The sequence below is a fragment of the Mobiluncus holmesii ATCC 35242 genome, from assembly GCF_000185445.1.
GTDB classification, from domain to species: domain Bacteria; phylum Actinomycetota; class Actinomycetes; order Actinomycetales; family Actinomycetaceae; genus Mobiluncus; species Mobiluncus curtisii.
Genome location: NZ_GL622346.1, coordinates 1,219,511 through 1,242,898 on the forward strand (window position 1 = coordinate 1,219,511; position 23,388 = coordinate 1,242,898).

17 protein-coding genes and 2 tRNA genes are annotated in these 23,388 nt (G+C 56.6%); 7 read left to right on the forward strand and 12 right to left on the reverse strand.

Annotated elements, in window-relative coordinates:
* Positions 1 to 261: 261 nt before the first annotated feature.
* The 4 genes from glpA to glpK are packed head-to-tail and all read left to right on the forward strand — an operon-like array spanning position 262 to position 6,219.
* On the forward strand, positions 262 to 2,007 hold the full coding sequence (gene glpA, locus HMPREF0576_RS05345) for an anaerobic glycerol-3-phosphate dehydrogenase subunit GlpA (protein ID WP_004011022.1): 1,746 nt from the start codon (positions 262 to 264) through the stop codon (positions 2,005 to 2,007).
* A complete protein-coding gene (gene glpB, locus HMPREF0576_RS05350) occupies positions 2,004 to 3,308 on the forward strand; it encodes a glycerol-3-phosphate dehydrogenase subunit GlpB (protein WP_004011023.1) in 1,305 nt (434 codons plus the stop codon). The genes glpA and glpB overlap by 4 nt, the downstream gene beginning before the upstream one ends.
* On the forward strand, positions 3,305 to 4,624 hold the full coding sequence (locus tag HMPREF0576_RS05355) for an anaerobic glycerol-3-phosphate dehydrogenase subunit C (RefSeq protein WP_004011024.1): 1,320 nt from the start codon (positions 3,305 to 3,307) through the stop codon (positions 4,622 to 4,624). Before glpB ends, HMPREF0576_RS05355 begins: the two co-directional genes overlap by 4 nt.
* A 56-nt stretch (positions 4,625 to 4,680) precedes the next feature.
* Entirely contained in the window at positions 4,681 to 6,219 is a 1,539-nt protein-coding gene (gene glpK, locus HMPREF0576_RS05360; protein WP_004011025.1) for a glycerol kinase GlpK, read from the forward strand.
* A 26-nt stretch (positions 6,220 to 6,245) separates the two neighbouring features.
* Here glpK and HMPREF0576_RS05365 read toward each other — a convergent pair whose 3' ends face one another.
* The 7 genes from HMPREF0576_RS05365 to leuC all read right to left on the reverse strand — a co-directional run bounded on the left by HMPREF0576_RS05365 (position 6,246) and on the right by leuC (position 13,253).
* Positions 6,246 to 7,154, reverse strand: coding sequence for an ATP-grasp domain-containing protein (locus HMPREF0576_RS05365; RefSeq protein WP_004011026.1), 909 nt, complete (start codon positions 7,152 to 7,154; stop codon positions 6,246 to 6,248).
* 84 nt (positions 7,155 to 7,238) lie between these two features.
* Positions 7,239 to 8,366: a D-alanine--D-alanine ligase family protein gene (locus tag HMPREF0576_RS05370; RefSeq protein WP_004007243.1), complete on the reverse strand. Its 1,128-nt coding sequence runs from the start codon at positions 8,364 to 8,366 to the stop codon at positions 7,239 to 7,241.
* A gap of 42 nt (positions 8,367 to 8,408) precedes the next feature.
* Positions 8,409 to 8,930: a DUF732 domain-containing protein gene (locus tag HMPREF0576_RS05375; protein WP_004011027.1), complete on the reverse strand. Its 522-nt coding sequence runs from the start codon at positions 8,928 to 8,930 to the stop codon at positions 8,409 to 8,411.
* A 25-nt stretch (positions 8,931 to 8,955) separates the two neighbouring features.
* Positions 8,956 to 9,786: a lysophospholipid acyltransferase family protein gene (locus tag HMPREF0576_RS05380; RefSeq protein ID WP_004011028.1), complete on the reverse strand. Its 831-nt coding sequence runs from the start codon at positions 9,784 to 9,786 to the stop codon at positions 8,956 to 8,958.
* On the reverse strand, positions 9,783 to 11,102 hold the full coding sequence (murA, locus tag HMPREF0576_RS05385) for a UDP-N-acetylglucosamine 1-carboxyvinyltransferase (RefSeq protein WP_004009137.1): 1,320 nt from the start codon (positions 11,100 to 11,102) through the stop codon (positions 9,783 to 9,785). Before murA ends, HMPREF0576_RS05380 begins: the two co-directional genes overlap by 4 nt.
* Before the next feature lie 85 nt (positions 11,103 to 11,187).
* A complete protein-coding gene (gene leuD / locus HMPREF0576_RS05390; RefSeq protein ID WP_004009136.1) occupies positions 11,188 to 11,826 on the reverse strand; it encodes a 3-isopropylmalate dehydratase small subunit in 639 nt (212 codons plus the stop codon).
* A 26-nt stretch (positions 11,827 to 11,852) separates the two neighbouring features.
* The gene (gene leuC / locus HMPREF0576_RS05395) at positions 11,853 to 13,253 is read right to left on the reverse strand and encodes a 3-isopropylmalate dehydratase large subunit (RefSeq protein ID WP_004007248.1); all 1,401 of its coding nucleotides are present in this window, start codon (positions 13,251 to 13,253) and stop codon (positions 11,853 to 11,855) included.
* A 144-nt stretch (positions 13,254 to 13,397) separates the two neighbouring features.
* Here leuC and HMPREF0576_RS05400 point away from each other — a divergent pair, with 144 nt between their 5' ends.
* Entirely contained in the window at positions 13,398 to 14,126 is a 729-nt protein-coding gene (locus HMPREF0576_RS05400; RefSeq protein WP_004007249.1) for an IclR family transcriptional regulator, read from the forward strand.
* Between the two features lie 213 nt (positions 14,127 to 14,339).
* Here HMPREF0576_RS05400 and HMPREF0576_RS05405 read toward each other — a convergent pair.
* The 5 genes from HMPREF0576_RS05405 to gltX form a co-directional block, all read right to left on the reverse strand.
* Positions 14,340 to 14,412: transfer RNA gene (locus HMPREF0576_RS05405), tRNA-Glu, on the reverse strand.
* Between the two features lies 1 nt (position 14,413).
* Positions 14,414 to 14,484: transfer RNA gene (locus HMPREF0576_RS05410), tRNA-Gln, on the reverse strand.
* 63 nt (positions 14,485 to 14,547) lie between these two features.
* Positions 14,548 to 16,233: a methyl-accepting chemotaxis protein gene (locus tag HMPREF0576_RS05415; RefSeq protein WP_004011029.1), complete on the reverse strand. Its 1,686-nt coding sequence runs from the start codon at positions 16,231 to 16,233 to the stop codon at positions 14,548 to 14,550.
* Positions 16,234 to 16,295: 62 nt separating this feature from the next.
* Positions 16,296 to 17,921, reverse strand: coding sequence for a methyl-accepting chemotaxis protein (locus HMPREF0576_RS05420; RefSeq protein WP_004011030.1), 1,626 nt, complete (start codon positions 17,919 to 17,921; stop codon positions 16,296 to 16,298).
* 112 nt (positions 17,922 to 18,033) lie between these two features.
* Positions 18,034 to 19,572: a glutamate--tRNA ligase gene (gene gltX / locus HMPREF0576_RS05425; RefSeq protein ID WP_392390507.1), complete on the reverse strand. Its 1,539-nt coding sequence runs from the start codon at positions 19,570 to 19,572 to the stop codon at positions 18,034 to 18,036.
* 229 nt (positions 19,573 to 19,801) lie between these two features.
* Here gltX and HMPREF0576_RS05430 point away from each other — a divergent pair, with 229 nt between their 5' ends.
* Complete coding sequence (locus HMPREF0576_RS05430; protein WP_004011032.1) at positions 19,802 to 20,584, forward strand: fumarylacetoacetate hydrolase family protein; 783 nt, start codon at positions 19,802 to 19,804, stop codon at positions 20,582 to 20,584.
* A complete protein-coding gene (locus HMPREF0576_RS05435) occupies positions 20,584 to 23,379 on the forward strand; it encodes a DEAD/DEAH box helicase (protein ID WP_004011033.1) in 2,796 nt (931 codons plus the stop codon). The genes HMPREF0576_RS05430 and HMPREF0576_RS05435 overlap by 1 nt, the downstream gene beginning before the upstream one ends.
* The last annotated feature ends 9 nt before the right edge of the window (positions 23,380 to 23,388 follow it).

Sequence of the window (23,388 nt, forward strand, 5' to 3'; positions counted from 1 at the left end):
TCGGTCGGCACACCCGGCGCATATATGCCGCCACGATTCTCTGTATGTGCACGAACGACCGATTTCATTTCCCAGAATTCTCCTATTGTCACTGGCAAAATGCCCCTATCTGCACATACACAATTTGCAATCAGGATAAATTCTGCCTGAACACTCTAAAATCGGTCACTCGTGCAACCAACTCCACCAAGAAACCCCGGTCAGGCGGCGCCACCAGCGCGAAATGCCCCCAGTGCCGTCTGCATCAGCTAGGCTTTTACCATGAGTTCCGTCACCCGCCTGCACGCTGACCTCGTTGTTATCGGGGGTGGCGCTACCGGCGCTGGGGTGGCTCGCGATGCCGCAATGCGCGGCTACGATGTCATTCTGTTGGAACGAGCCGATATAGGGCAAGGAACGTCTGCCCGCTATCACGGACTACTGCACTCGGGTGGACGCTACGTCATCTCGGACCCCGAATCTGCGACTCAATGCGCCGATGAAAATGCTATTTTGCGCCGTATCAATGCTGATGCGCTGGAAGACGTCGGTGGTCTGTTCGTGCTGACCCCCGACGACCCCGAAGACTATGCAGACCGTTTCCTACCAGCCGCCCTCAAAGCAGGGGTAACCTGCGAAGAAATCCCACTCAGCACCGCTTTTAAGATGGAACCGCGACTCAATCCACAGATTAAACGCGCTTTCCGGGTCAATGATGGCGCAGTTGACGGATGGAAACTCATCTGGGGAGCCCTGGAATCCGCACGGGAATACGGGGCAAAAATTCTGCCGTACCATCGAGTCCAGACAATCGTCGTTAGAGACGGCGCAGTCTGCGCGGTGTCAGCACGAAACGAAAAGACCGGCGCGGAGGTTCACGTTGATTGTCGCTTCATAATTAACGCCGCCGGCCCCTGGGCTGGTCAGATCGCTAAACTGGCAGGTGCCGATAATATAGATATTATACCCGGTCGGGGTATAATGATTGGTTTTAATCAACGCTTGGTACATCATGTCATCAACCGTTGTGCCCTCTCCGGTGACGGCGACATCTTGGTGCCAGCTCACCCAATCTGCATCATTGGCACCACCGACCAGCCGGCGGATAAACCAGATTTCCTAGACATCAAGCCGGAAGAAGTCCAACAAATGCTCGACAAGGGTGAGCAGTTGGTTCCTGGTTTGCGTCAAGCTCGCACCCTGCACGTCTGGTCAGGCGCTCGCCCGCTGCTGCGTGATAGTCGCGTCAGCGCTAATGACACTCGGCACATGACGAGGGGTATGGCTATCCTCGACCACCAGGAACGCGATGACATCCGCGGTTTCCTGACCATCGCGGGTGGCAAACTCACAACTTACCGCCTAATGGCAGAAAAAGTCGTCAACATTATGTGTCACCAACTGGGCGATAATCGGGTCTGCACCACTGCCCAAGAGCCAGTCCCCTCCGCTCAAGCGCGCCGTTTCAGTCACCTGTCTGACCGGCTGCAAGCCCGAGAGACAGACCGCCACGACGACCCCATTATTTGTGAATGCGAACTGGTCAACCAACGGATGATTCTGGAGACCCTGGCTGAAAATCCTTTGGCTAACATCGACGATTTACGCCGCCATCTGCGCATCGGTATGGGACCTTGCCAAGGCAGTTTTTGCGGGGCACGCACCGCGGGCATTATCCACGATTTTCGCTTGCAGAATCTCCCAACACCGCCCACTTCTGCGGTGGCAACTCCCCCAGATTCTCCCACTTCCAATACCGTTATCTCTGCCGCTACCACCTGCCCCGCGGCACTGCGTGCCGACGTCAGCACCACCATGCTGAACCTGTTCCTGTCCAACCGCTTGGGAGGAATTACTCCGATTCTCTACGGAGCATTGGCGCGCGAAATGGCTCTGCAGAGATGGATTATGGGAACCTTAGACTTGGAACATCTGCCCGGTCCCACCCCGGAGTCTAGTCGAGCCACTGGCGACCTGGCTTTGAATCACGGCACAGATCATGCCGAACCGACAGGAGGTGCCCGATGAAAATCGCAGTAATCGGTGCCGGTCTGGCAGGTTTAAGCGCCGCGCTCATGGCTCGAGAAAAAGGATACCAAGTTACGGTATACACTAAAGGTATCGGCGGAATGACGCTTTCTGCTGGTACCGGTGACTTATTGGGTTACCTCCCTAATGGCCCCAACCCAATCGTTGACAACCCCTACCAAGCCGTTACGAATCTGCCAGACAACCATCCCTATCACCAAATCGGAACACCGCACTTGCGCGCCGGGATGGAGTGGTATCGTCAAGCCCTGCCCGATTTTTGGGCTGCTGCCAACACCGCGAATGCAAACACGTTCTTAGCTTCTGCCCTCGGTTCCGTCCGACCTACTTACTTGGTTCCCCAAACCTGCGCCGCGGGGGCGCTGCACGACCAGATGAAACTGCTGGTAGTAGGCTTGAAACAGTTCAAAGACTTTCCCGCAACTCTCATCGCAGACAACCTCAATCGTGCTGAGCGGTTCTCACTTTCCGCCCGCGCCGTGACCCTGGACTTCAGCGGTCGCGGAGATGAAGCCGATGTCACTGCCACAGACTATGCCCGAAACTTGGACATCGCTGACCTAGATCCGCAGCGAGCCGGTAAACTGCGTCAAAAATTTGCGACCCTGCTGAATAACACGGTCAAAAGCGGAGAAACAATCCTCATTCCTGCTCTGCTGGGATTGAACCCGCAAACTTTTCGCGAATTTCAAGCCCTGGTTCACGCGCCGGTCGCCGAAGTTCCCACCGTTCCACCGTCTATCTTGGGTCGGCGCGCCTACGACATCCTGGTAAACAGCTGTCGCGAGGCTCGGGTGGACATCCGCACCAACTGCGAGGTTTTGTCAGCAGCCAGTCAGAACGGTACTGTGTCCGCGCTGCGGGTCGCACGCGCCGGGGGCGTGGACGAAGTCAAAATTGACGCGGTTTTGGACGCAGCGGGTGGGCTGACGTCGGGCAACTTTGAGCGAGACTCACACTTAAATATCCAAGAAAAGGTCTTTAATCTTCCTGTATTCACCCCCGTTCCAGAGGCTACCGGCTACATCAATTCCATTCACCAAATTGACCGAATAAATCGCCAGGAGCTAGAGAGAATTCTGATGTCAGGAGTAGCGGTCGACGCCACGATGTGTCCCGTTGACGAATCCGGGCACCGACTTTACGAAAACGTGTTTTGCTTGGGAGAAATGCTAGGAGCCTGCGCTCCGTGGCGCGAGCTGTCCGGGGAAGGTCTCGCCTTAGGCAGTGCCTGGGCAGCTGTGCAAGCTTTGGCGTCCCCTGAGAGGAGCCATTCATGACGCACCACACTGCACTCGACTATGCCAAAGCGAACTTAGCGCGCACTTCTCTGGATCAGTGCCTGAAATGCACCATCTGCGAGACGCAATGCCCAGTCCTGCGGGTTACTCCGAACTTTTCCGGACCCAAGTTCGTGGGTCCGCAAGCGGAACGGTTCCGCAAGGGGCAGTCAGTGGATAAGTCCCTCGATTATTGTTCCGGCTGTTCCATCTGCACCACCGTCTGCCCACAGGGGGTGAAAATTGCCGAACTCAACGCCCAGGCTCGTGCCGTCATGAAAGCTGACCACATGCCTGTACGCGACCGACTGATTACCCAAACAGAACTGGAAGGCAAACTGCTAACTCCGCTGGCTCCCCTCGCGAACGCAGCGCTAGGGAACCGCCCGATTCGCAAACTTGTGCAAGCCCTCATCGGTGTTCACGCCGACGCTCCCACCCCGGTCGCTCAATCCACCAGCTTCTTGACCTGGTGGAGGAAACACGAAAAGGCGGTCTATGGAGGTCCCTATGTCCCGCATCGTGCCCAGTCAACCAGGTACCTGCCTTCTGAAGCCAGGTGGCATCGCGGTCCCATCGTGTTCTTCCATGGTTGCGCCGGAGCGTACTTTGAAGTGTCCACCTCCATTGCGACAGTCGAGGTGCTGGAATACCTGGGGTACCGCGTCATCGTCCCGAAACAGGGTTGCTGCGGGCTGGCATCGCAGTCCAATGGACTGTTCAATGAGGCTTCACGCAGTGTCTTGCAGCTGGCACGCCAACTGCAGCGCGCCGGGAAAGACCTACAAATTGTTTCTTCCTCCGGATCTTGCGCGGGAATGCTGCGCCACGAAGCCCGCGAAATCATGGGACTAAACGATGCCGTGTTACAAGACGTGGGCGCGCGCCTGTTTGAAACTTCCGAATTCATCGCGCACCTGATGGACGAGGGCGAATTCCCAGAAGCTGACTTGCGACCGCTGAATCTGACTCTGACCTATCACCAGCCCTGCCAAGTAAAATCCCAAGGCATTGGCAAACCCGCGATACGGATGCTGGAAACCATTCCCGGCGTACACGTGGTGGAATCTGGACAGCCCTGCTGCGGTATCGCCGGAACCTACGGTCTGAAAAAAGAAAAATTCGCCGTGGCGCAAGCCATCGGTAAGCCGTTATTTGCAAAAATTAAAGCCGTAAATCCCCACCTCGCGGCTTGTGACACCGAGACATGCCGGTGGCAAATCCGGAAAGGCACCGGGGCCGAAGTGGTTCACCCCATCGAGATTCTCGCTCGCGCGCTGGGCTTGCCAGGTCAAGGCGCAAGCGGTTCTCCCTGAATGCTCCCCCAAAACGCCTCAGTCTGACGAAAAAACAATATGAAAGGAAGACAACGATGTCTCAGAAAAAATATGTGATGGCGATTGACCAGGGCACGACTTCGTCTCGGGCCATTATTTTTGACCACTACGGTCGCATAGTTTCGGTCGGTCAGATGGAGCATGAACAGATTTTTCCCTCTCCCGGTTGGGTCGAACACGATGCTTCCGAAATCTGGTTCAACGTGCGGGAAGTCGTGGGGCGTGCCCTGGCTAATGCCACGAAACAAACTGGAATGGAGCTCAACCACCACGACATCGCCGCCCTGGGCATCACCAACCAGCGCGAAACCACGATTGTGTGGGACAAAAACACCGGTCAGCCCGTCTATAACGCGATTGTGTGGCAGGATACTCGTTCCCAAGACCTGGTGGATCGGTTGGCAGCAAACGGCGGGCCGGATCGGTGGCGTCCGATTGTTGGCGAGTCTCTGTCCACCTATGCGTCTATCACGAAAATTATGTGGATTTTGGAAAACGTGCCCGAAGCGCGGGAGCGTGCCGAACGAGGCGAGTTACTGTTCGGAAACCCGGACACCTGGGTAATTTGGAATATGACAGGGGGGATTAACGGCGGTCTGCACGTCACCGACGTGACAAATGCTTCGCGCACCATGCTGATGGATATTCACACTTTGCAGTGGCGCGAGGACATCTGCCAGGAGGCCGGGATTCCCTTGAGTATGCTGCCCCAGATTCGTTCCTCGTCAGAAGTTTACGGTCAGTGCCGTCAGGATGGTTTACTGGCAGGAGTGCCGGTCGCCGGAGATTTGGGGGATCAGCAGGCCGCGACCTTTGGTCAGGCATGTTTCGAACCAGGAATGGCAAAGAATACCTACGGCACCGGTTGTTTCATGCTGATGAATACCGGCACCACCCCGATGCCCTCGGAAAATGGCATGATCACCACGGTTTGCTACAAGATTGGCAACGAGCCGACCGTCTATGCGTTGGAGGGGTCCATCGCCGTGACCGGCTCGCTGATTCAATGGCTGCGCGACAATCTGAACATTATCGCGGCTTCCGATGACGTGGAAGATTTGGCTTCCTCCGTGAAAGACAACGGTGGAGTCTATTTCGTGCCGGCATTTTCCGGGCTGTTCGCGCCTTACTGGAAGGGCGATGCTCGCGGGACGATTGTTGGCATGACTCGCTATAACACGAAAGCACACTTGGCACGTGCCGCCCTGGAAGCCACCGCATTCCAGACCAGGGAAGTCTTGGACGCGATGGAGTCAGATTCTCAAGTGCGCCTCGGCGAGTTGCGTGTTGACGGCGGGATGACGGCAAACAACCTGCTGATGCAGTTTCAGTCCGATATTTTGGGCGTACCGGTGGTGTTGCCCACAGTCGCCGAAACAACGGCTCTCGGAGCAGCTTACGCCGCCGGTATCGCCGTCGGCTTTTGGAGTGGCACCGCGGACGTCACCAACAACTGGCAGGAACACTACCGGTGGAACCCCACTATGGACCCGACAGAACGAGACCGCACCCTGCGCTTGTGGAAGAAAGCCGTGACCCGGACTTTTGACTGGGTTGACGAGGACGCTCGGTGAACCTCGACGGCTACCGAAAGAATCGCTTACCAGTAGTAACGCTGGACGATGGCGTCCACGAAGTTATCCACGGCTTCGCCCGTTGATTCCAGATACAGGTTGCCTTCTACCAGCGATATTTCCATGACATAGTAGGAGCCTTTGCCGTCTGCTACCAAGTCAACTCGACCATAAAGTACTTGAGTATCGTGCGCTGAGGTCTGCTTAATGTAGTCGTGGACATAGCGGCGCACCCGTTCGCCCCAACCCCATTCTTCCTGGCTGGGATAACGAGCGGTGACAATCTGTTCCGGTTCGGGACCATCGCAGGCGGCGTGCAACATAGCCGTCTTTTGCACGGTGTGGGAAATGACCCCGTTGTAGTACACCAGGGAGACTTCGCCTTGCGTATCGACTTGCTCCAAGTAGCGTTGAATCATCACACCCGAACCGCTCGCCAGCAGATCCATAGCATGTTCGATAGCTTCGCGTCGGGAATCGGCGGAGGTCGAGGTGTAGCGCCCCACCCCGCGCCCCCCGCTAGAGATGGTCGGCTTCACCACGAAGTCACCAAAGGCGGGAAACCGGGAGTGTACCTGGTGTTTAGTTAAGTTCTGTTCAGGTTCCAGCCAAATGGTCGGGATGATGGGCATTCCCAGCTTTTCCAGCTCACGCAGGTAATGTTTATCTATGTTCCATTCCAGGATTTCGGGGCTGTTCAGCAACTTTGGCACGGAATGCGCCCACTTCAGGAATTCCTCATGGCAGTGCGAATAGTTCGGTGTCGAACGCAACACAGCGAAACGACCTTCTGACCAGTCCACACTGGGGTCGTCCCAGTTGCGCAAGACGGGTTCGATACCGTGGTCACGCAAGGCATCGCACAAGTACTGGTCACCTTCCAGCCCGTGGGGAGTCTCGGAGCTCATTACCAAAATGACTTTATTGTCTGACATCGTTGTCCTTTCGATTTACATTCATTCTATCTGTAGTTTTGGTTGACGGGTCCCCTCCGGGCGGGACAATAACTGGACCGCGGCTCACCTCAACCCTTGCGGATGAGCCAAAGCCAGCTCAATCAGCTCAGTGACTAGGTCGGTGTAGGACAGCCCGACGTTCTCCCACATTCCCGGATATAGGGAATAGGGCGTCATGCCGGGCATAGTGTTGACTTCGTTGAGGATAATTTCCCCGGTATCAGGCACGTAGAAAAAGTCCACTCGGCTCAGCCCCTCGCCACCCAGAATCTGGAAAGCCTGGCGGGCGTAGCTCTGAATTTGCGCCGCAACCCCGGCGGGAATCTGGGCGGGAATCTGCAGCTGCACCGCCTCATTCGCGAAATACTTGGATTGGAAATCGTACATTCCAGGGGTGGAAACCATCACGACCTCCCCCGGTGGAGTGGTTCGGGGGGCTCCTCCGGCACGACCTTCCAACACGGCACACTCAATTTCACGAGCGCCCTGCACCGCGGCTTCCACGATAACTTTCGGGTCATGACGGCGTGCCGCGACGACCGCAGCCTCAAAGTCCTGCCACGAGTCCACCCTGGTGACCCCCAGGGAAGACCCGGCACGTGCCGGCTTCACAAAGACCGGCAAACCCCAAGACAAAATCGGGGTCGGGACTTCGTCCGCACGGTGACGCCAATCGAAATCGCTGATGACGTGGTAGCGCCCCACCGGAATTCCCCCGTGCTCCAAGAGGACTTTCGCACACCCCTTGTCCATACCGTTAGAGGAGGCTCCCACCCCGCACCCGGTATAGGGAACGCCAACCATCTCACACAGACCCTGAATGGTCCCGTCCTCCCCATAAGGTCCGTGCAACAGTGGCATCACCACGTCAATGCGCCCCAGGTCCTTAATGGGAGAGCTGGGGGTGCGGGAATCCCAAAAGAATAGATGCTGGTTTTGTGGCACCAGTGCCACAAAAGTCCCGTTATCCTCAATTTCAGCGCCCTGACCATCCTGCAGACGCAGCGAATCGGACTCATCGGGCATCAACACCCACGCTCCGGCCTTAGTGATTCCAATCGGTACCGGTTCAAAACGTGTGCGGTCGATATGGTCGAGTACTCCCGCTGCGGTGGCGCAAGAAATCGAGTGTTCCCCGCTGCGTCCGCCAAAAATAACCGCTACCCTGGTCTTTTGTTCGCCTTTACTCATGGGTAAAACTTTAGTCCTTTCAGTGGATTTTCTTGAATTTCTCTAGGCTGGCTCAGTGACGGTAGGCGTGGGAGCCGGTTTGGGGGCAAAGTTTTCCAGCCAGCCGTCCAATTTAGATTCCTGTTTGGGACACAGGGACATCGCCGCGGATTGCTCGACCCCGATCCAGAATTGCACCTGCGTTGCGGGCATCGGCAGCTTGTCGGAGTCAAAGCCGCTGTCACTTTCGGAAATAAACGCCAACACCTGGGTCGGATTCCAACCGGATTCCAGCTTTCCGCACGCCCGCCACCCCATTTTGGTGACCTCTTTGCGCAGTTCGGGTGGGAAACCGGGGTTCAGGAAAGTAATCTGTTTCCAATAGGTCTGTTCCCGAGCGGAAACATCGGCGGAGCGCTGCTCTGGATGGTTGCCATTGAGATGACCAAATTCCCACGCCAGCAGCAATCCGGCAGCAAAGAAAACGAAAGCCCCAATCATGGTTTTTTTCATTTTCCGGTCCCAGATTTTAGCCTCGTCGGCGTCATCTTCGGAGTCTCGCAACACTCGCCCCCCCCCTTTCATCTCCGGATGTTTAGCAAGGTCAGGTCTAGCGCGATTTTTTCCCGCTCTTAGCGCGGTTTTTCTTACGTCCGTAGCGGTCGCCGTCAACCTTCATATCCCAGACTTTCGCGGGAGGTTCTTCACCGGGTCGCAGACTCCGCAACAGTCCCGTCAGGTCTGCCATAATCCGCCGGGTCGCCTCAGTAACAGCCTCGGGCTCGTCATGTTTCCCGTAGAGGTCGCTCAAGTCGACGGGCGGACCTGCCACCAGCGACACCCGACCGCGAGGCGGCCAGTGCAGTTTTCCATAAGGCGCCAAGGTCTTATGCGACCCCCACTGGGCGACGGGCACGACCGGGACGTGAGTTTCCAATGCCAAACGAGCCGCGCCGGTATGACCTTTCATCGGCCACAAGTCGGGGTCACGAGTGAGGGTACCTTCCGGGAACATTCCCACGCACTCTCCCACTTTCAGGGCAGCTTTGGCGGCAATCAAGGAATCCGCCGCATGGGAGGTCTCCCGGAACACCGGAATCATCCGGGAGTGTCGGGCACAAAAACCCACCACCGGCCAGTGCATCATTTCTTCTTTCACCAACATGCGCGGGGAATAGTGATTAGCCACCAAGAATTGCGCAAACGTGACCGAGTCGATTTCCGTAACGTGGTTGGACACAGCGATGAAACCACCGCTCTCAGGCAGGTGTTCCACCCCCGCGTAGTGCCGCTTCATCAGCGCTATCAGCGCTCCGCGCACCGGCAGCGAAGCCCAAAAATACACCCACCCCATCGCGGGACGACCCGCCCGATTCAGGCGAAAAGGACGGGAAAACTGCGCGACCAGCCTGGTGCGGTCAGGACCAGAAAATTTCGTCATGAGTGCAGCTCCACCTGGGCGTCCAACGCCCTGAGCTTGTTCATAAAGTTTTCATAGCCACGATTGATGATGTCCACTCCGGAAACATTCGATACGCCCTGCGCCGCCAAAGCTGCAATTAGGTGCGAGAAACCGCCACGCAAATCCGGAACCTCGATATCTGTGCCATGCAACGGGGTCGGTCCCGAGATGACCGCGGAATGGTAAAAGTTCCGCGCCCCGAAACGACACTGCAGTCCGCCCAAGCACTCGCGATAGACCTGAATATGCGCCCCCATCCGACGCAGCGCCTCGGTGAAACCGAAACGATTTTCATACACTGTCTCGTGCACAATCGACAAACCCTGAGCCTGCGTCAGCGCCACCACCAGAGGCTGCTGCCAGTCAGTCATGAAACCGGGATGGACATTAGTTTCCAGCACAATCGATTTCAAATCGCCCTGGGTACCGTGACGGAACCGAATCGAATCCTCAGTAATGTCGAAATCCCCGCCAACCTTGCGAAACGTGTTGAGGAAAGTCATCATGTCAGCCTGGCGGGCACCCTTGACCGTGATGTCTCCCCCAGTCACCAGCGCCGCGGAAGCCCAGGAAGCCGCCTCAATCCGATCCGGCAGGGCGGTATGGGTAAATCCGCGCAGCTCATCAACTCCCTCGATGCGGATGACTCGATCGGTGTCCACGGAAATAATCGCGCCCATTTTTTGCAGAATGGCGACCAAATCCATGATTTCGGGCTCCACCGCTGCCCCGCGCAGTTCAGTGATGCCCCGCGCCCGCACCGCAGTCAGCAGGGTCTGTTCGGTAGCTCCCACACTCGGGTAGGGCAACTCGACTTTCGTACCCTCCAACCCGTTGGGGGCGGAAAGGTGAATCCCATTAGGGAGTTTCTCTACTTCCGCCCCGAAGGCCCGCAACGTATTCAGATGAAAATCAATGGGACGTCCGCCGATATTGCAGCCGCCTAGATTAGGAATAATCGCCTCGCCCAACCGATGCAGCAGGGGTCCGCACAGCAAAATGGGAATACGCGACGAACCGGCGTGCCGGTCAATGTCATGTACGGAAGCCGCGACGACCTGTGCGGGATTCATCGTCAGCACACCCTCGGTTTTGTCGAAATCGACCTCGACCCCGTGCAAGTTCAGCAGTTTCGTGACCACTTCGACGTCACGAATGTCCGGCACCGACGCCAGCTGGGATGTTTCCGGGGAAAGTAACGAGGCCACCATAGCTTTGGGGACCAGGTTCTTGGCTCCCCGCACGGTTATTTCGCCCTGCAGCGGTCGCCCGCCATTCACCTGCAAAACCGACATCGGCTTCCTTCCGTCAACTCAATAGGGTCCCCCTATTTTACCCCGTGACGCTCGCACCCCGTGTTAGGGGCGCCGCGTCCGGCGCCTAGTTAACGGGGCGAGCAGACTGAACCGGCTGTGGCGGCAGGTGTTTCGCCGGCAGGGTCTGAGGTTTAAATGACGGACGGCGCGCTTCATAGGCAGCGATGGTCTCCTCATCGCGCAGGGTCAGCGAAATATCGTCCAGACCTTCCATTAGACGCCAGCGCGTGTAATCATCTATGGCAAAACTGCAGGTGAAATCGCCGACGCTGGCGGTGCGTGCCTCTAAATCTACGCAGACTTCCGCGCCTGGACGCGCTTGCAGAAGCTCCCAAAGCCGGTCGCAGTCATCTTGGCTGATGACCCCGGTCACCAAACCTTGTTTCCCGGCATTGCCGCGGAAAATATCAGCAAATTTCGGCGAGAGGATGACTTTGAAACCGTAATCGCGCAGCGCCCAGACTGCGTGCTCACGACTGGAACCGGTACCAAAGTCCTTACCTGCCACGAGCACGGTTCCCGGTCGGTAAGCCTCTTGGTTCAGCACAAACTTCGGGTCTGTGCGCCAGGCGGCAAAGAGCGCATCATCAAACCCGGTTTTTGTCACACGCTTCAAATAAACTGCCGGAATGATTTGGTCGGTGTCCACGTTCGTGACCTGCAGCGGAACTCCCACACCGGTATGCTTTGTAAACTTTTCCATTTGTTTCCCTCTTTTCCAGGCTGTTTCTATAGGTCGTTGGGGGCACTGAGCGTGCCACGAATCGCGGTAGCGGCGGCCACCAGCGGACTCACCAGGTGGGTGCGCCCGCCTTTGCCCTGCCGTCCCTCGAAGTTGCGGTTGGATGTCGAAGCTGAACGCTCGCCGGGTACGAGTTTGTCCGGGTTCATCGCCAAGCACATGGAACACCCCGCGTTGCGCCACTCGGCACCGAAATCGCGGAAAATTTGATCCAGACCTTCCCGTTCCGCCTGCAGCCGCACCCGCGCGGAGCCCGGAACCACCAGCACACGCACGTCCGGGCTCTTGTGACGACCCTTCACGACCTCGGCAGCGGCACGCAAATCCTCCAAACGCCCGTTCGTGCACGAGCCGATGAATACCGTGTCCACTTTCACGTCACGCATTTTTGTACCCGGCCGCAAATCCATGTATGCCAAGGCTTTTTCAGCCGTCAGCCGCGCCGTTTCATCGCTCAGAGTGGCAGGATCGGGCACTTCCCCGCTCAACGCCACCCCCATTCCGGGGTTAGTCCCCCAAGTCACAAACGGCTCCAGGGCGTCGGCATCAATCTCGATTTCGGCATCGTAGACCGCGTCGGCGTCGCTCGGCAGGGTTCGCCAGTACGCTACAGCTGCATCCCAGTCAGCTCCCGCGGGGGCGTGCGGGCGACCCTTCAGATAGGCAAAAGTCGTGTCGTCCGGCGCAATCATGCCGGCACGCGCCCCGGCTTCGATAGACATATTGCAAATCGTCATCCGCGCTTCCATCGACAAATCCTCGATAGCGGAACCGCGGTATTCCAGGACGTAACCTTGCCCACCGTTAGTGCCAATCTTCGCAATAATCGCCAAAATCAAGTCTTTCGAGGTCACACCCGGTTTCAAATGCCCGGAAACATTGATTGCCATGGTCTTAAAAGGCGCTAGGGGCAAGGTTTGGGTCGCTAACACGTGCTCGACTTCCGAAGTGCCGATTCCAAAAGCCAGCGCCCCAAAAGCCCCGTGGGTAGACGTATGCGAATCGCCGCAGACGATGGTCATTCCCGGCTGGGTCAGCCCCAGCTGCGGACCAACCACGTGGACGATGCCCTGGTCAGCGTCTCCCAGAGAGTGCAGGCGGATTCCGAACTCCGTGGCATTTTTCCGCAAGGTTTCAAGTTGCAGTGCGGAAGTCGGGTCGGCGATGGGACGGTCGATGTCTTGTGTCGGAGTGTTGTGATCCTCGGTCGCGAGCGTCAGTTCGGGGCGACGCACCTTACGTCCGGCTTGGCGCAGCCCGTCAAATGCCTGCGGACTGGTCACTTCATGGCACAGCTGCAGGTCAATATAGAGCAAGTCTGGTGCTCCGTTTTCACCTTTTTTCACCACGTGGTCGCGCCATACTTTTTGTGCAAGCGTCTCACCCATTTTGCCTCTTTTCGTCGCGCAGCTCGAACCGTTCGCCCGTTGGGGACGGCGCGGGGGTTCCGCTGGTTTTCCTCTTGTTACCAATATGTACCCGGCATTACCAGCCAACTTGCATTTCACAATGTGAGATGGCAATATCAAGGTATGGACAAGTCTAGCGCAAATTCCGGAGTAGGGGTACTCGACAAAGCAGTACTGATTCTTTCAACGTTAGAGGCCGGTCCCGCGACCCTAGCGCAACTGGTAGACACTACGCATCTGGCGAGACCCACGATTTATCGACTGGCGGTCGCTTTGGAGCATCATCGCTTCTTGACCCGCGATATCCAAGGTCGCTTTACCCTGGGTCCCCGTCTAGCGGAACTGGCAGGAGCAGCCGGGGACGACAGACTGTTGAGCGTCGCCACACCGGTGCTGACTGCCCTACGGGACCACACTCACGAGTCTTGCCAACTGTATCGACGTCAAGGCGACCAACGAATTTGTGTGGCTGCCGCCGAACGCCCCATTGGTTTGCGCGACTCGATTCCGGTGGGAGCCACCCTCACTATGCAGGCTGGATCAGCTGCCCAAATCTTGCTCGCGTGGGAGGAACCGGAACGCCTGCACCGCGGGCTGCGGGGAGCGGCGTTCAACGCCACTATGCTTTCAGAAGTGCGTCGGCGCGGCTGGGCACAATCGGTGGGAGAACGCGAGCCCGGCGTCGCCTCCGTGTCTGCCCCGGTACGCGGTGCGACCGGTCGCGTGGTTGCTGCCGTGTCTGTCTCGGGACCTATCGAGCGCTTGGGACGCCAGCCCGGTCGTGCCCACGGCACCGCCGTCGTCGCCGCCGCCAACCGCTTGAGCGAATTCCTGCGCCGCGACGAGGAATAAACCCGGTTAAATAACCCCACGTGTTAGCAGACTTCTTTGCCTTACCGATTCTCTTCCGTCTATCCAAAGATGACATGCCTGCACAGGTTTAGTGGTTTCAATTGGTTTCCACGTTGCAGCGCCGGGATTGGACGGAGTGGTATAACCAAAAACTGCGCGGAAACCGCGCAGTTTGGAACCACATATTCAGTTTGCAGACCTTTTTCAAGGCTGTACCCCCAACCGGATTTGAACCGGTGTTACCGCCGTGAGAGGGCGATGTCCTAGGCCGCTAGACGATGGGGGCGCTGGGGTACCAGGATTCGAACCTAGACTGAGTGAACCAGAATCACTAGTGCTGCCGTTACACCATACCCCATAACACTCGATACAAAAAACTCTGACGAGCTTTCCGCACCGAGTGTCAAGGTTACCCTAATAGCTAGGCATTTGGCAAGTCGTCAGATTTGCCTTTCTTTTCATAGACCAACAACGAGATGTTGTCATACATTCCTTGCGAGGCTTCCACCAGTTCGTCCGAAGCGTGCTGGAGGGTTTCCACACCCTTGCCGGCTTCCTGGGCAATCTGCTGGTACTGTGAAATGGTTTCCGCAATAGAAGCCGAACCGGTCGCCGCTTCCGCTACAGACCGGCTCATTTCGTTGGTCGTGGCAGTCTGTTCTTCCACGGCTGCGGCGATGGTGGTCTGGTAGTTGTTAATCTGGTTGATGATGTCAGAAATCTTTTCGATTGCTGCCACCGCTCCATCCGTATCCGCCTGAATAGCCGTAATCTTGGCGGTGATGTCGTCGGTAGCTTTACCGGTTTCCTGTGCCAAATCCTTAACCTCACCCGCTACCACGGCAAAGCCTTTGCCGGCATCACCGGCACGCGCCGCCTCAATAGTGGCGTTCAAAGCCAACAAGTTGGTCTGCTCAGCGATGGCAGTAATGGTATTTACCACGTCTCCAATCTCACGTGAGGAGACCCCCAGCTTAGAAACTGTTTCACTGGTCCGCTGCGCCACTTCCGTCGCCTCTCCAGCCACCCTGGCAGCTTCGTTAGCGTTGGAAGAAATTTCTCGAATCGAGGCACCCATTTCTTCCGCACCGGCAGCCACGGTTTGAATGGACTGGGTCACATCCCCGGCAGCGCCAGCCACCACCTGAGTCTGAGTGATAACTTCCTCAGTTTCCTTGTGACCCTCGTCGATACCGTCTCCGACCGCTTTCGCCACCGAATTGACCTTTTGCGCAGTCGCGGCAGCGGAACCGACGACCTGACGCAGATTCGCCAAACTTTCATTGAGCTTCATCGCTATGTCGCCGAGTTCATCATTCATCAGCATCTCGGCTTCGTCCGTCATGTCGCCCTTGGAGAGAGACTCAATAGAATCGCCGGTGTTCGCCACGGTCTTACGCAAGATGCGACGCACAAATACCCCGATCAGCAGCGCAATGGTCAGCACCACCAGGTAAACGACTGCCATAACAATCAAAACCACCGTTGCCACCGTTTCAGACTGCTCGGTAGCGGCATCCATCTTAGATTCCAAACCGTTAACAATCTGTGGAACCAGGTCGCTGAGCTGCTTACCCTGATCCAGCACGTCAATAGCCGCGGCTTCTTCGCCCTTACCCTGATTGACCAGCTCGGTAATCTTGGTTACTTCCGCCTCAAACTTCTTCATTACATCTGTAGCCTGAGCCACCAGCGGGGTGACAACCTGGTCATCAATCTTTGACATTTCTTCCAAGCGCTGATCCGTCAGTTCCATGAAGTGGTTAACGTCCTCGGTGGTCGCCTTTATTGAGGCTTCGCGCTCTGCAGGACTGATGGTCTGGGAAGTGCCGATGCGTTTCAATTCGCGTTCCGCAGCAATCAGACGTGTCATGTCATAGTGCAACGCTTGCGCCGACTCGACTTGAGTCTGCTCAACTACAAAGTCTCGCGTGGAATTGCCATAGAAGCGCACCCCCACCACGAAGATCAACAGCATCACCAACAGACCAGCGACACCGGATGCACCGATGGCACCAATTTGGACTACCAAGGGCAGCCGCGGCATTTTCTTGCCTTTGGCGTTAACCCGCGCTTTATCTGCTTTCTTAACCGCCGCATCACTCATTTTCTTTTCTCCAGTATTCGCGCTCGCTGTACTTTCTAAATCCGTAGTCACAGTCGTCCTCCCTAGTACTTGAACTCATTGAGTCGGGTCACCAGGTCGTGTGACTCCGTAGCCAGTACGCCCATCTTTTGGTCCACATCAGCGAACCGTTCCGCCAAATTGTTGGTGTTGCGGGCAATGTCAGCCACATTTTCCGCGATGGTGGTGGAACCATCAGCAGCCTCCGAAACCGACCGGCTCATTTCGTTGGTCGTGGCGGTCTGTTCCTCCACCGCGGCCGCAATAGTGGTCTGGTAATCGTTGATGGAGGCGATGATGTTGGAGATTTCTTCGATGGCAGCTACCGCGGCCTGAGTGTCTGTCTGAATCTGTTCGACCTTCACGGCGACTTCCTCAGTAGCGCGTCCTGTTTCCGCTGCCAAGTCCTTAACCTCGCTAGCGACCACGGCAAAGCCTCGCCCGGCATCTCCAGCTCGGGCGGCCTCAATAGTGGCGTTCAGAGCCAGCAGGTTCGTCTGTTCCGCTACCGCCGTAATCGTCTCGATAACCTCACCAACCTCGCGGGAGGACTCCCCGAGCTTAGCTACGGTTTCATTCGTTTGCTGGGCGACTTCCGAGGCTTCCTTGGCGACTCCGGCAGCCGCGTTGGCGTTGGAAGAAATCTCTTTGATAGAGACGCTCATTTCTTCCGCACCGGCAGCGACAGTTTGAATGGAGCGTGAAACCTGCTCTGCCGCTGCCGCTCCGCTGTTGATGTAGTCGGTAGCCTTCTGAGTCGCAGCCACCGCACCACGCGAGCCTTCTCCAATGCCTTCGGTAATCTTGCCAACATTCTCAGCTGCGCCAACGGTGACGGCGAGGCTTTGACGCAAGCCGCTCATAGCATCGTTGAAGCGGTCTCCCATATCGCCGGTTTCATCTCGGCTCTGACGTTGCACCTCGGCGGTAAAGTCGCCTTGCGTCAGTTTTTCCATCCCCGCGGAAAGAGCGTGAACAGACTTAATCATAGGAGCTACCAGCATACGAACCAGCATGAATACTAACGCGGCACCAATGGCGAGAATAATGATGGAAACAACGATAGTGGTGCTTTCAGTAGTCGCCTGTGCCCGCGCGGAAGCCTCACTTTCGGCTTCGTAAGTGTCCAACAGGGCACGGGACTTGTCCGCAAAAGTGAAACCGTTTTCTTCCTGGAACTGCGCAAAGACGTGCGCCGCCTGCAGAGCTTTAGCTTTATTCCCGGATGCGTTCTGAGTGAATTCACCCCAAGCAGCGGTATAGTTTTCCACTGCGCCATGCATATCCGCAAGCAGGGCTTTTTGCTCACTGCTAAAAGAGGCTTTTTCCATTTCGCTGAGACGATCATTAACTTTCCCCAGCAGTTCATTGACCTCGTTGATAGCATCGCCAGAACCGCTCAAGTTATCAATCTTTCCAGACTGCAGCTGAGTGAGCAGCATAATGTCTTGGGAACGGAGGTTAGACCAGTTAATCCTGGCGTCTTCCACCATTTCTACTTCATCGAAACTAGCAACTTCAGTTTGGAATATCCCCCGGTATGCCTGCAGCGATATGATCATATAGATGAGCATCAGACCCAACAGCACCGCTGCGAGCAGTGCTATGATATGGGTCTTCATCGAGACAGAAAGCTTCTTTGTTTTCACTTGTAACTCCTGATTATTCACATTTGTGCCAATCGGATAGTGCCAGACTATCGGAGTTAAGTATATTAAAATATTAGTGAAAATTAGGGCTTTTAGAGATTTACCAAGAAAAAAACTCCGCCTGTAAGGAAAGTTAACTTAAGAAATCGGTAAATTTTTTGATCCTTCGCAGGGTTTCTTCATTCCCCAAAATACACATGGAATCAAAAACTGGAATAGATACGTTAGTCCCGGTTATTGCCACGAACAGCGGTGCGAAAGCCACGCGCGGCTTGACACCCAAGCCGTCAATGAGAGCCGTGTTCAAGACCTCGTGAATCGTCTCCGCATCAGCAAAGGCAGGCGCGCCGGCAGTTTCCAATGCCTGCGCGGCTGCCTGCAGAATCGCAACAGGCTCACCTTTCAGTTTAGCGACAGCCTTTTCGTCGTATTCCACATCATCCCGGAACAGGAATCCAATCAGTGCGGGAAGTTGGTCTAGCTGCTGGACACGGGTTTGCGCCAGGGGGGCTGCCTGATCCAGCACAGCACGCTGCTCCGGGGTCAGGGAATCATATTCTGCAGCGTCGACCACACCCGCTTCTGCCAAGAAAGGCACCGTCCGACGGGTGAAATCGTCAGCGTCCAGCATGCGGATATGCTCGGCATTAATCGCGTTGCATTTCTTAATGTCAAAGCGCGCCGGATTCGGGTTGACCGCGCGGATGTCAAAAGCCTGAGCCATTTGTTCACGGCTGAAAATATCGTTGTCCGCAGCGTAAGACCAGCCCAGTAGCGCCAGGTAGTTGACCAAGCCCTCGGGAATGATGCCGTGCTGTTTGTGCAGCAGCAGGTTCGATTCCGGGTCTCGCTTGGAAAGCTTCTTGTTGCCCTCCCCCATGACGTACGGCAAGTGCCCAAAATAAGGCATGAATTTCGCCACTCCGAGTGCATAAAGCGCTCGATAAAGCACAATTTGACGCGGCGTGGAAGACAGCAAATCCTCACCACGCAGGACGTGAGTTATCTCCATCAGCGCATCATCGATAGGGTTCACCAGGGTGTAAAGCGGCTCTCCATTGGCGCGTACGATGACGTAGTCAGGTACGGAGCCAGCCTTAAAGGTAATGTCGCCGCGCACCAGGTCGGTGAAGGTAATATCCTCGTCCGGCATCCGCAGTCGCAGCACGGGTTTACGGCCTTCCTTGAGATAAGCCTCGCGCTGGGCAGCGGTAAGGTCGCGGTCGAAGCCGTCGTAGCCGAGCTTCGGGTCCTCGCCTCGTTCCCGGTGGCGTGCCTCCACTTCTTCGGGCGTCGAGAAAGATTCGTAAGCAAAGCCAGCCTCTAGCAGTTGACCAGCCACTTCGCGATAAATGTCCATGCGCTGTGATTGGCGATAGGGTCCGTGCGGACCGCCCACGTTGATGCCTTCGTCCCAATCCAATCCCAGCCAGTCCAAGGATTCCAGAATCTGGTTGAAAGATTCTTCGGAGTCCCGCGCCGAGTCGGTGTCCTCAATGCGGAACACGAAAGTTCCCCCCTGAGAACGCGCATAAGCCCAGTTGAACAGGCAGGTGCGCACCATGCCGACGTGGGGGGTGCCGGTCGGAGAAGGACAGAACCGCACGCGGGTCTTCGGTCCGTCCGCAGGCGGCACAGGGATTGCAGAGACTTCAGGCAAATCAGTATTCATCACAGAGTCAATCATATATCTCTGTGTCAATGCTTGTTTCAGAGCAACCCCAAATCGCGGTTCCGAGTAATTTTGACGGTTGCCGTTTGGTGGCTTTCGAGGCATCTGTGGATTATAGGGTGGGATTTGGGCAGTAGCTGCCATTATTGGCAGCTACTGCCCAAATCCCACTGTTTGTTTACGCTCAAGGCAAGTATCAGCCGCGTTCCGCGATTGATAAACTACCCTCATGCGAGTTATACGTTTTGATAAAGGCGACGATACCTACGGTTTTGGTGTGATGGAGGACGACTCCGATCGGATTACGGTTCTGGCGGAAAATCCCCTGTACAGTCCCGACAAAATCACTCCAACCGGTCAGATTCTGCAGTTAGAGGACGTGCGCCTGGTCGCCCCGGTCATTCCCGCCTCGAAAGTCGTGTGCGTGGGGAAAAACTACCTGAAACATATCCGCGAATTCGGTTCGGCCGTGCCTGATGCCCCAATCCTGTTCATCAAACCCAACACCTCGGTGATTGGTCCCGGCGCGCCTATCGTCCTGCCGAAGTGGTCCAACCATGTCGATCATGAAGTCGAGCTCGGTGTGGTCATCAAGCACGTCGCGAAAGACATTGACCCCAAGCACTGGAAAGACTATGTGTTTGGCTACACCATCGGTAATGACGTCTCCGCTCGCGACGCCCAGAAAGCCGACAAACAGTGGACCCGCGCCAAAGGCTTTGACACCGCTTGTCCGCTGGGACCCTGGATTACCGTGAACCCTGACCTCGACGTACAAAATCTGCGCATCCGCAGCGAAGTCGACGGCGAGGTCCGCCAAGACGACACGACTGCCAATATGATGCACCCGGTGGGCGAACTGGTGACGTACATTTCCCAAGCCATGACCCTGCTGCCCGGCGACGTTATCCTCACCGGCACCCCTGCCGGGGTCGGTCCGCTCACTGCGGGCTGCACTGTGACCTGCGAAATCGAGGGCTTGGGACAGCTGAGCAACCCGGTGCGCCGCTGATGGAGGCCCTCAATAAACTGCTGGACGATCTGGAGGATCGCGGCGCGCTCACGGACCCTGTGCAGGTCCTGCTGGCGTTTCAGGAATGGGCAGAGTCCACCGGTCGTCCCCTGTATCCTCACCAGCAGGAGGCTGCCGAGCGCCTGATTTTGGAGGATAAGCACCTCATCGCTCCCACACCCACCGGCTCAGGAAAGTCCCTGATTGGGGTGGCTGCGATTTTGTGGTCACTAGCCAGAGGCGGTGTTTCCTATTACACCGCACCTTTAAAAGCACTGGTCAGCGAGAAGTTTTTTGACCTGGTGGACCTGTTTGGTGCCGCTAACGTGGGTATGGTCACGGGCGATGGCTCAGTCAACGCCGATGCGCCAATTATTTGCGCCACAGCGGAAATCCTCGCGAATCAGGCGCTGCGCTGGGGAGACGACCTCAACGTCGATACCGTGGTGATGGACGAGTTTCACTACTATGCTGACCCGGAGCGGGGCTGGGCGTGGCAGGCTCCCCTGCTGACTCTGACGAAAACTCGGTTTGTGCTGATGAGCGCCACTTTGGGGGATACTTCGTGGTTTGCAAAGAATCTGCGGGAAGTCACCGGGCGCGAGGTCGCGGTTCTCGATTCTGCCAAACGCCCCGTGCCACTGGAGATGTCTTACGCGGCTGAGCCACTGGAAAAAATTCTGCAGGGGCTGGCTAATCAGGACCGGCTACCGGCTTACGTGGTGCACCCCAGTCAACGCGCCGCAGTGGAAGAAGCCGAGCGAATCGCCAGCCTAGATTTGCGCCTGGGTCTGGATTCCGACACTGCCGCCCGGCTAAAAGACCAGGTGAACACCGTGCGGTTTCATTCCTCGTTTGGAAAGACATTAAAACCACTGCTGTTAAAAGGTATCGGAATCCACCACGCGGGAATGTTGCCCCGCTACCGCCGGCTCGTCGAAAAACTCGCTCAGGCCGGGCTCTTGCGCGTCATCTCGGGGACCGACACCCTCGGGGTCGGTATCAACGTCCCCATCCGCACTGTCGTCATGACCTCCCTGGTGAAGTTTGACGGAAACAAGGAGCGTCACCTGAATTCTCGTGAGTTCCACCAGATTGCCGGGCGGGCAGGTCGCGCCGGGTTTGACACCGTGGGATACGTGGTGGCACAAGCCCCGGAGTGGGAAATCGACAACGCTATCGCGCTCGCTCGAGCGGATGGGAATGCGAAACAACTTGAGAAAATCAAGAAAAAGAAAGCCCCGGAAGGGCGTACTTCCTGGACGGAAGGAACGTTCCACCGTCTGGCACAAAGCTCCCCGGAAGCGATGGTGCCACGGTGGAAAATCACGCACGCAATGGTGCTGAATACCCTGCAAAGACCCGGCGACCAGGCGGAAAACCTCAACGCTTTGGCGTACCGCAACCACAACGTGCTTCGCGCCACCGGACCCGCAAAGGACCGCAATCGTTTTGCAGACACGCTGCAGCACATCCTGGAATCCCTAGAGGATTCCGGGGTCATTTCTGAGAGACAGCCTGTGCACGGAGACAGCAGCGAATCAGGTTCTGGCTCCGCTGGCGGTGAGGGGCATCCGCAGCACGGAAACTGGACTTTAACCGCGGATTTACCCGAGACTTTCGCCCTGAATCAAGACTTGGCGCCGTTTGCTCTGGATTATTTGCAGGCGTTTACATGCCGCACAGGCTCCTCCAGCGCGGATACGCCCGCTGTCGAGAGTGCTTTCGGAGACACCCTCGATGTTATTTCCGTGGTGGAGTCCGTTTTGGACAACCCCAACGCTATCTTGCGCGCCCAGGAACGCGCCGCCAAAGACCGGGTATTTTCGGAACTGAAAGCAAGCGGGGCGGACTATGACGAACGGCAAGCTGCCTTGGAAAAGACGACTTACCCAAAGCCCTTATGCCAGGAACTTGAAGCCGCGTTTGCAACCTACGTGAAAGCGAACCCGTGGGCGCGCGGATATTTCATCTCCCCGAAATCCGTCATCCGCGAGATGGTAGAAACGGGCCAAACATTCCAAGCTTTTGAAACCAGCTTAAAGATTGAGTTTTCCGAAGGCGTACTGCTGCGCTACCTGTCAGACGCGTGGCGCGCGCTGACCCAAATCGTGCCCGAACCGTTGAAAACCGAACGGTTCATCGAAGTTCTCGATTGGCTCAACGATACTATCGACAGAGTCGACTCATCCCTGCTGGATGAATGGAAATTCTTGGAAAACCCGGAACTGCGCAAAACGGCAAATCTGGACGGGACCACCTCCGCCAGCGGGCAGGACGAAACCGAACGGGCTTTTGGCGAACGTCCCGACGGAACTTTTGACTACCGCCTCAACCCCGCCAAACTCGGCACAGAGCTGCACCGAGAACTGTTTCCCTGGCTGGATATGCTCGGTGGGGATGAGTTCGAGCGGCTCAGTGCAATGGAGACGAAACTGCGCTCAACTCAGGGTGGCGTGTCTCGACCACTGGCAGAAATTCCTCCGATTACCGAAGCTGGCTGGGATCGACAGTTGGGAGCCTATTGGGATGCCCACGACTTCATGGAAACCGTCGGGGAAGCACGTCACCAGAGCAACTTCCGTATCATCACCCATCCCACCGAGGCTGACCTGCCCGCGGAGGCGAGCATTTCACCCAATGGTATCCCGGAAAATCTCTGGCTGGCAGAGTTAACCATCGTCGATGGAGAGGGCGACCGAGACTTTGGCTTTTACGCACTGGTAGATCCGGAGGCCTCCAACGAGGCATTTCATCCCATCTGGCTGCCGCTGGGACTGTGGGAACGACTCTGAACGACTACC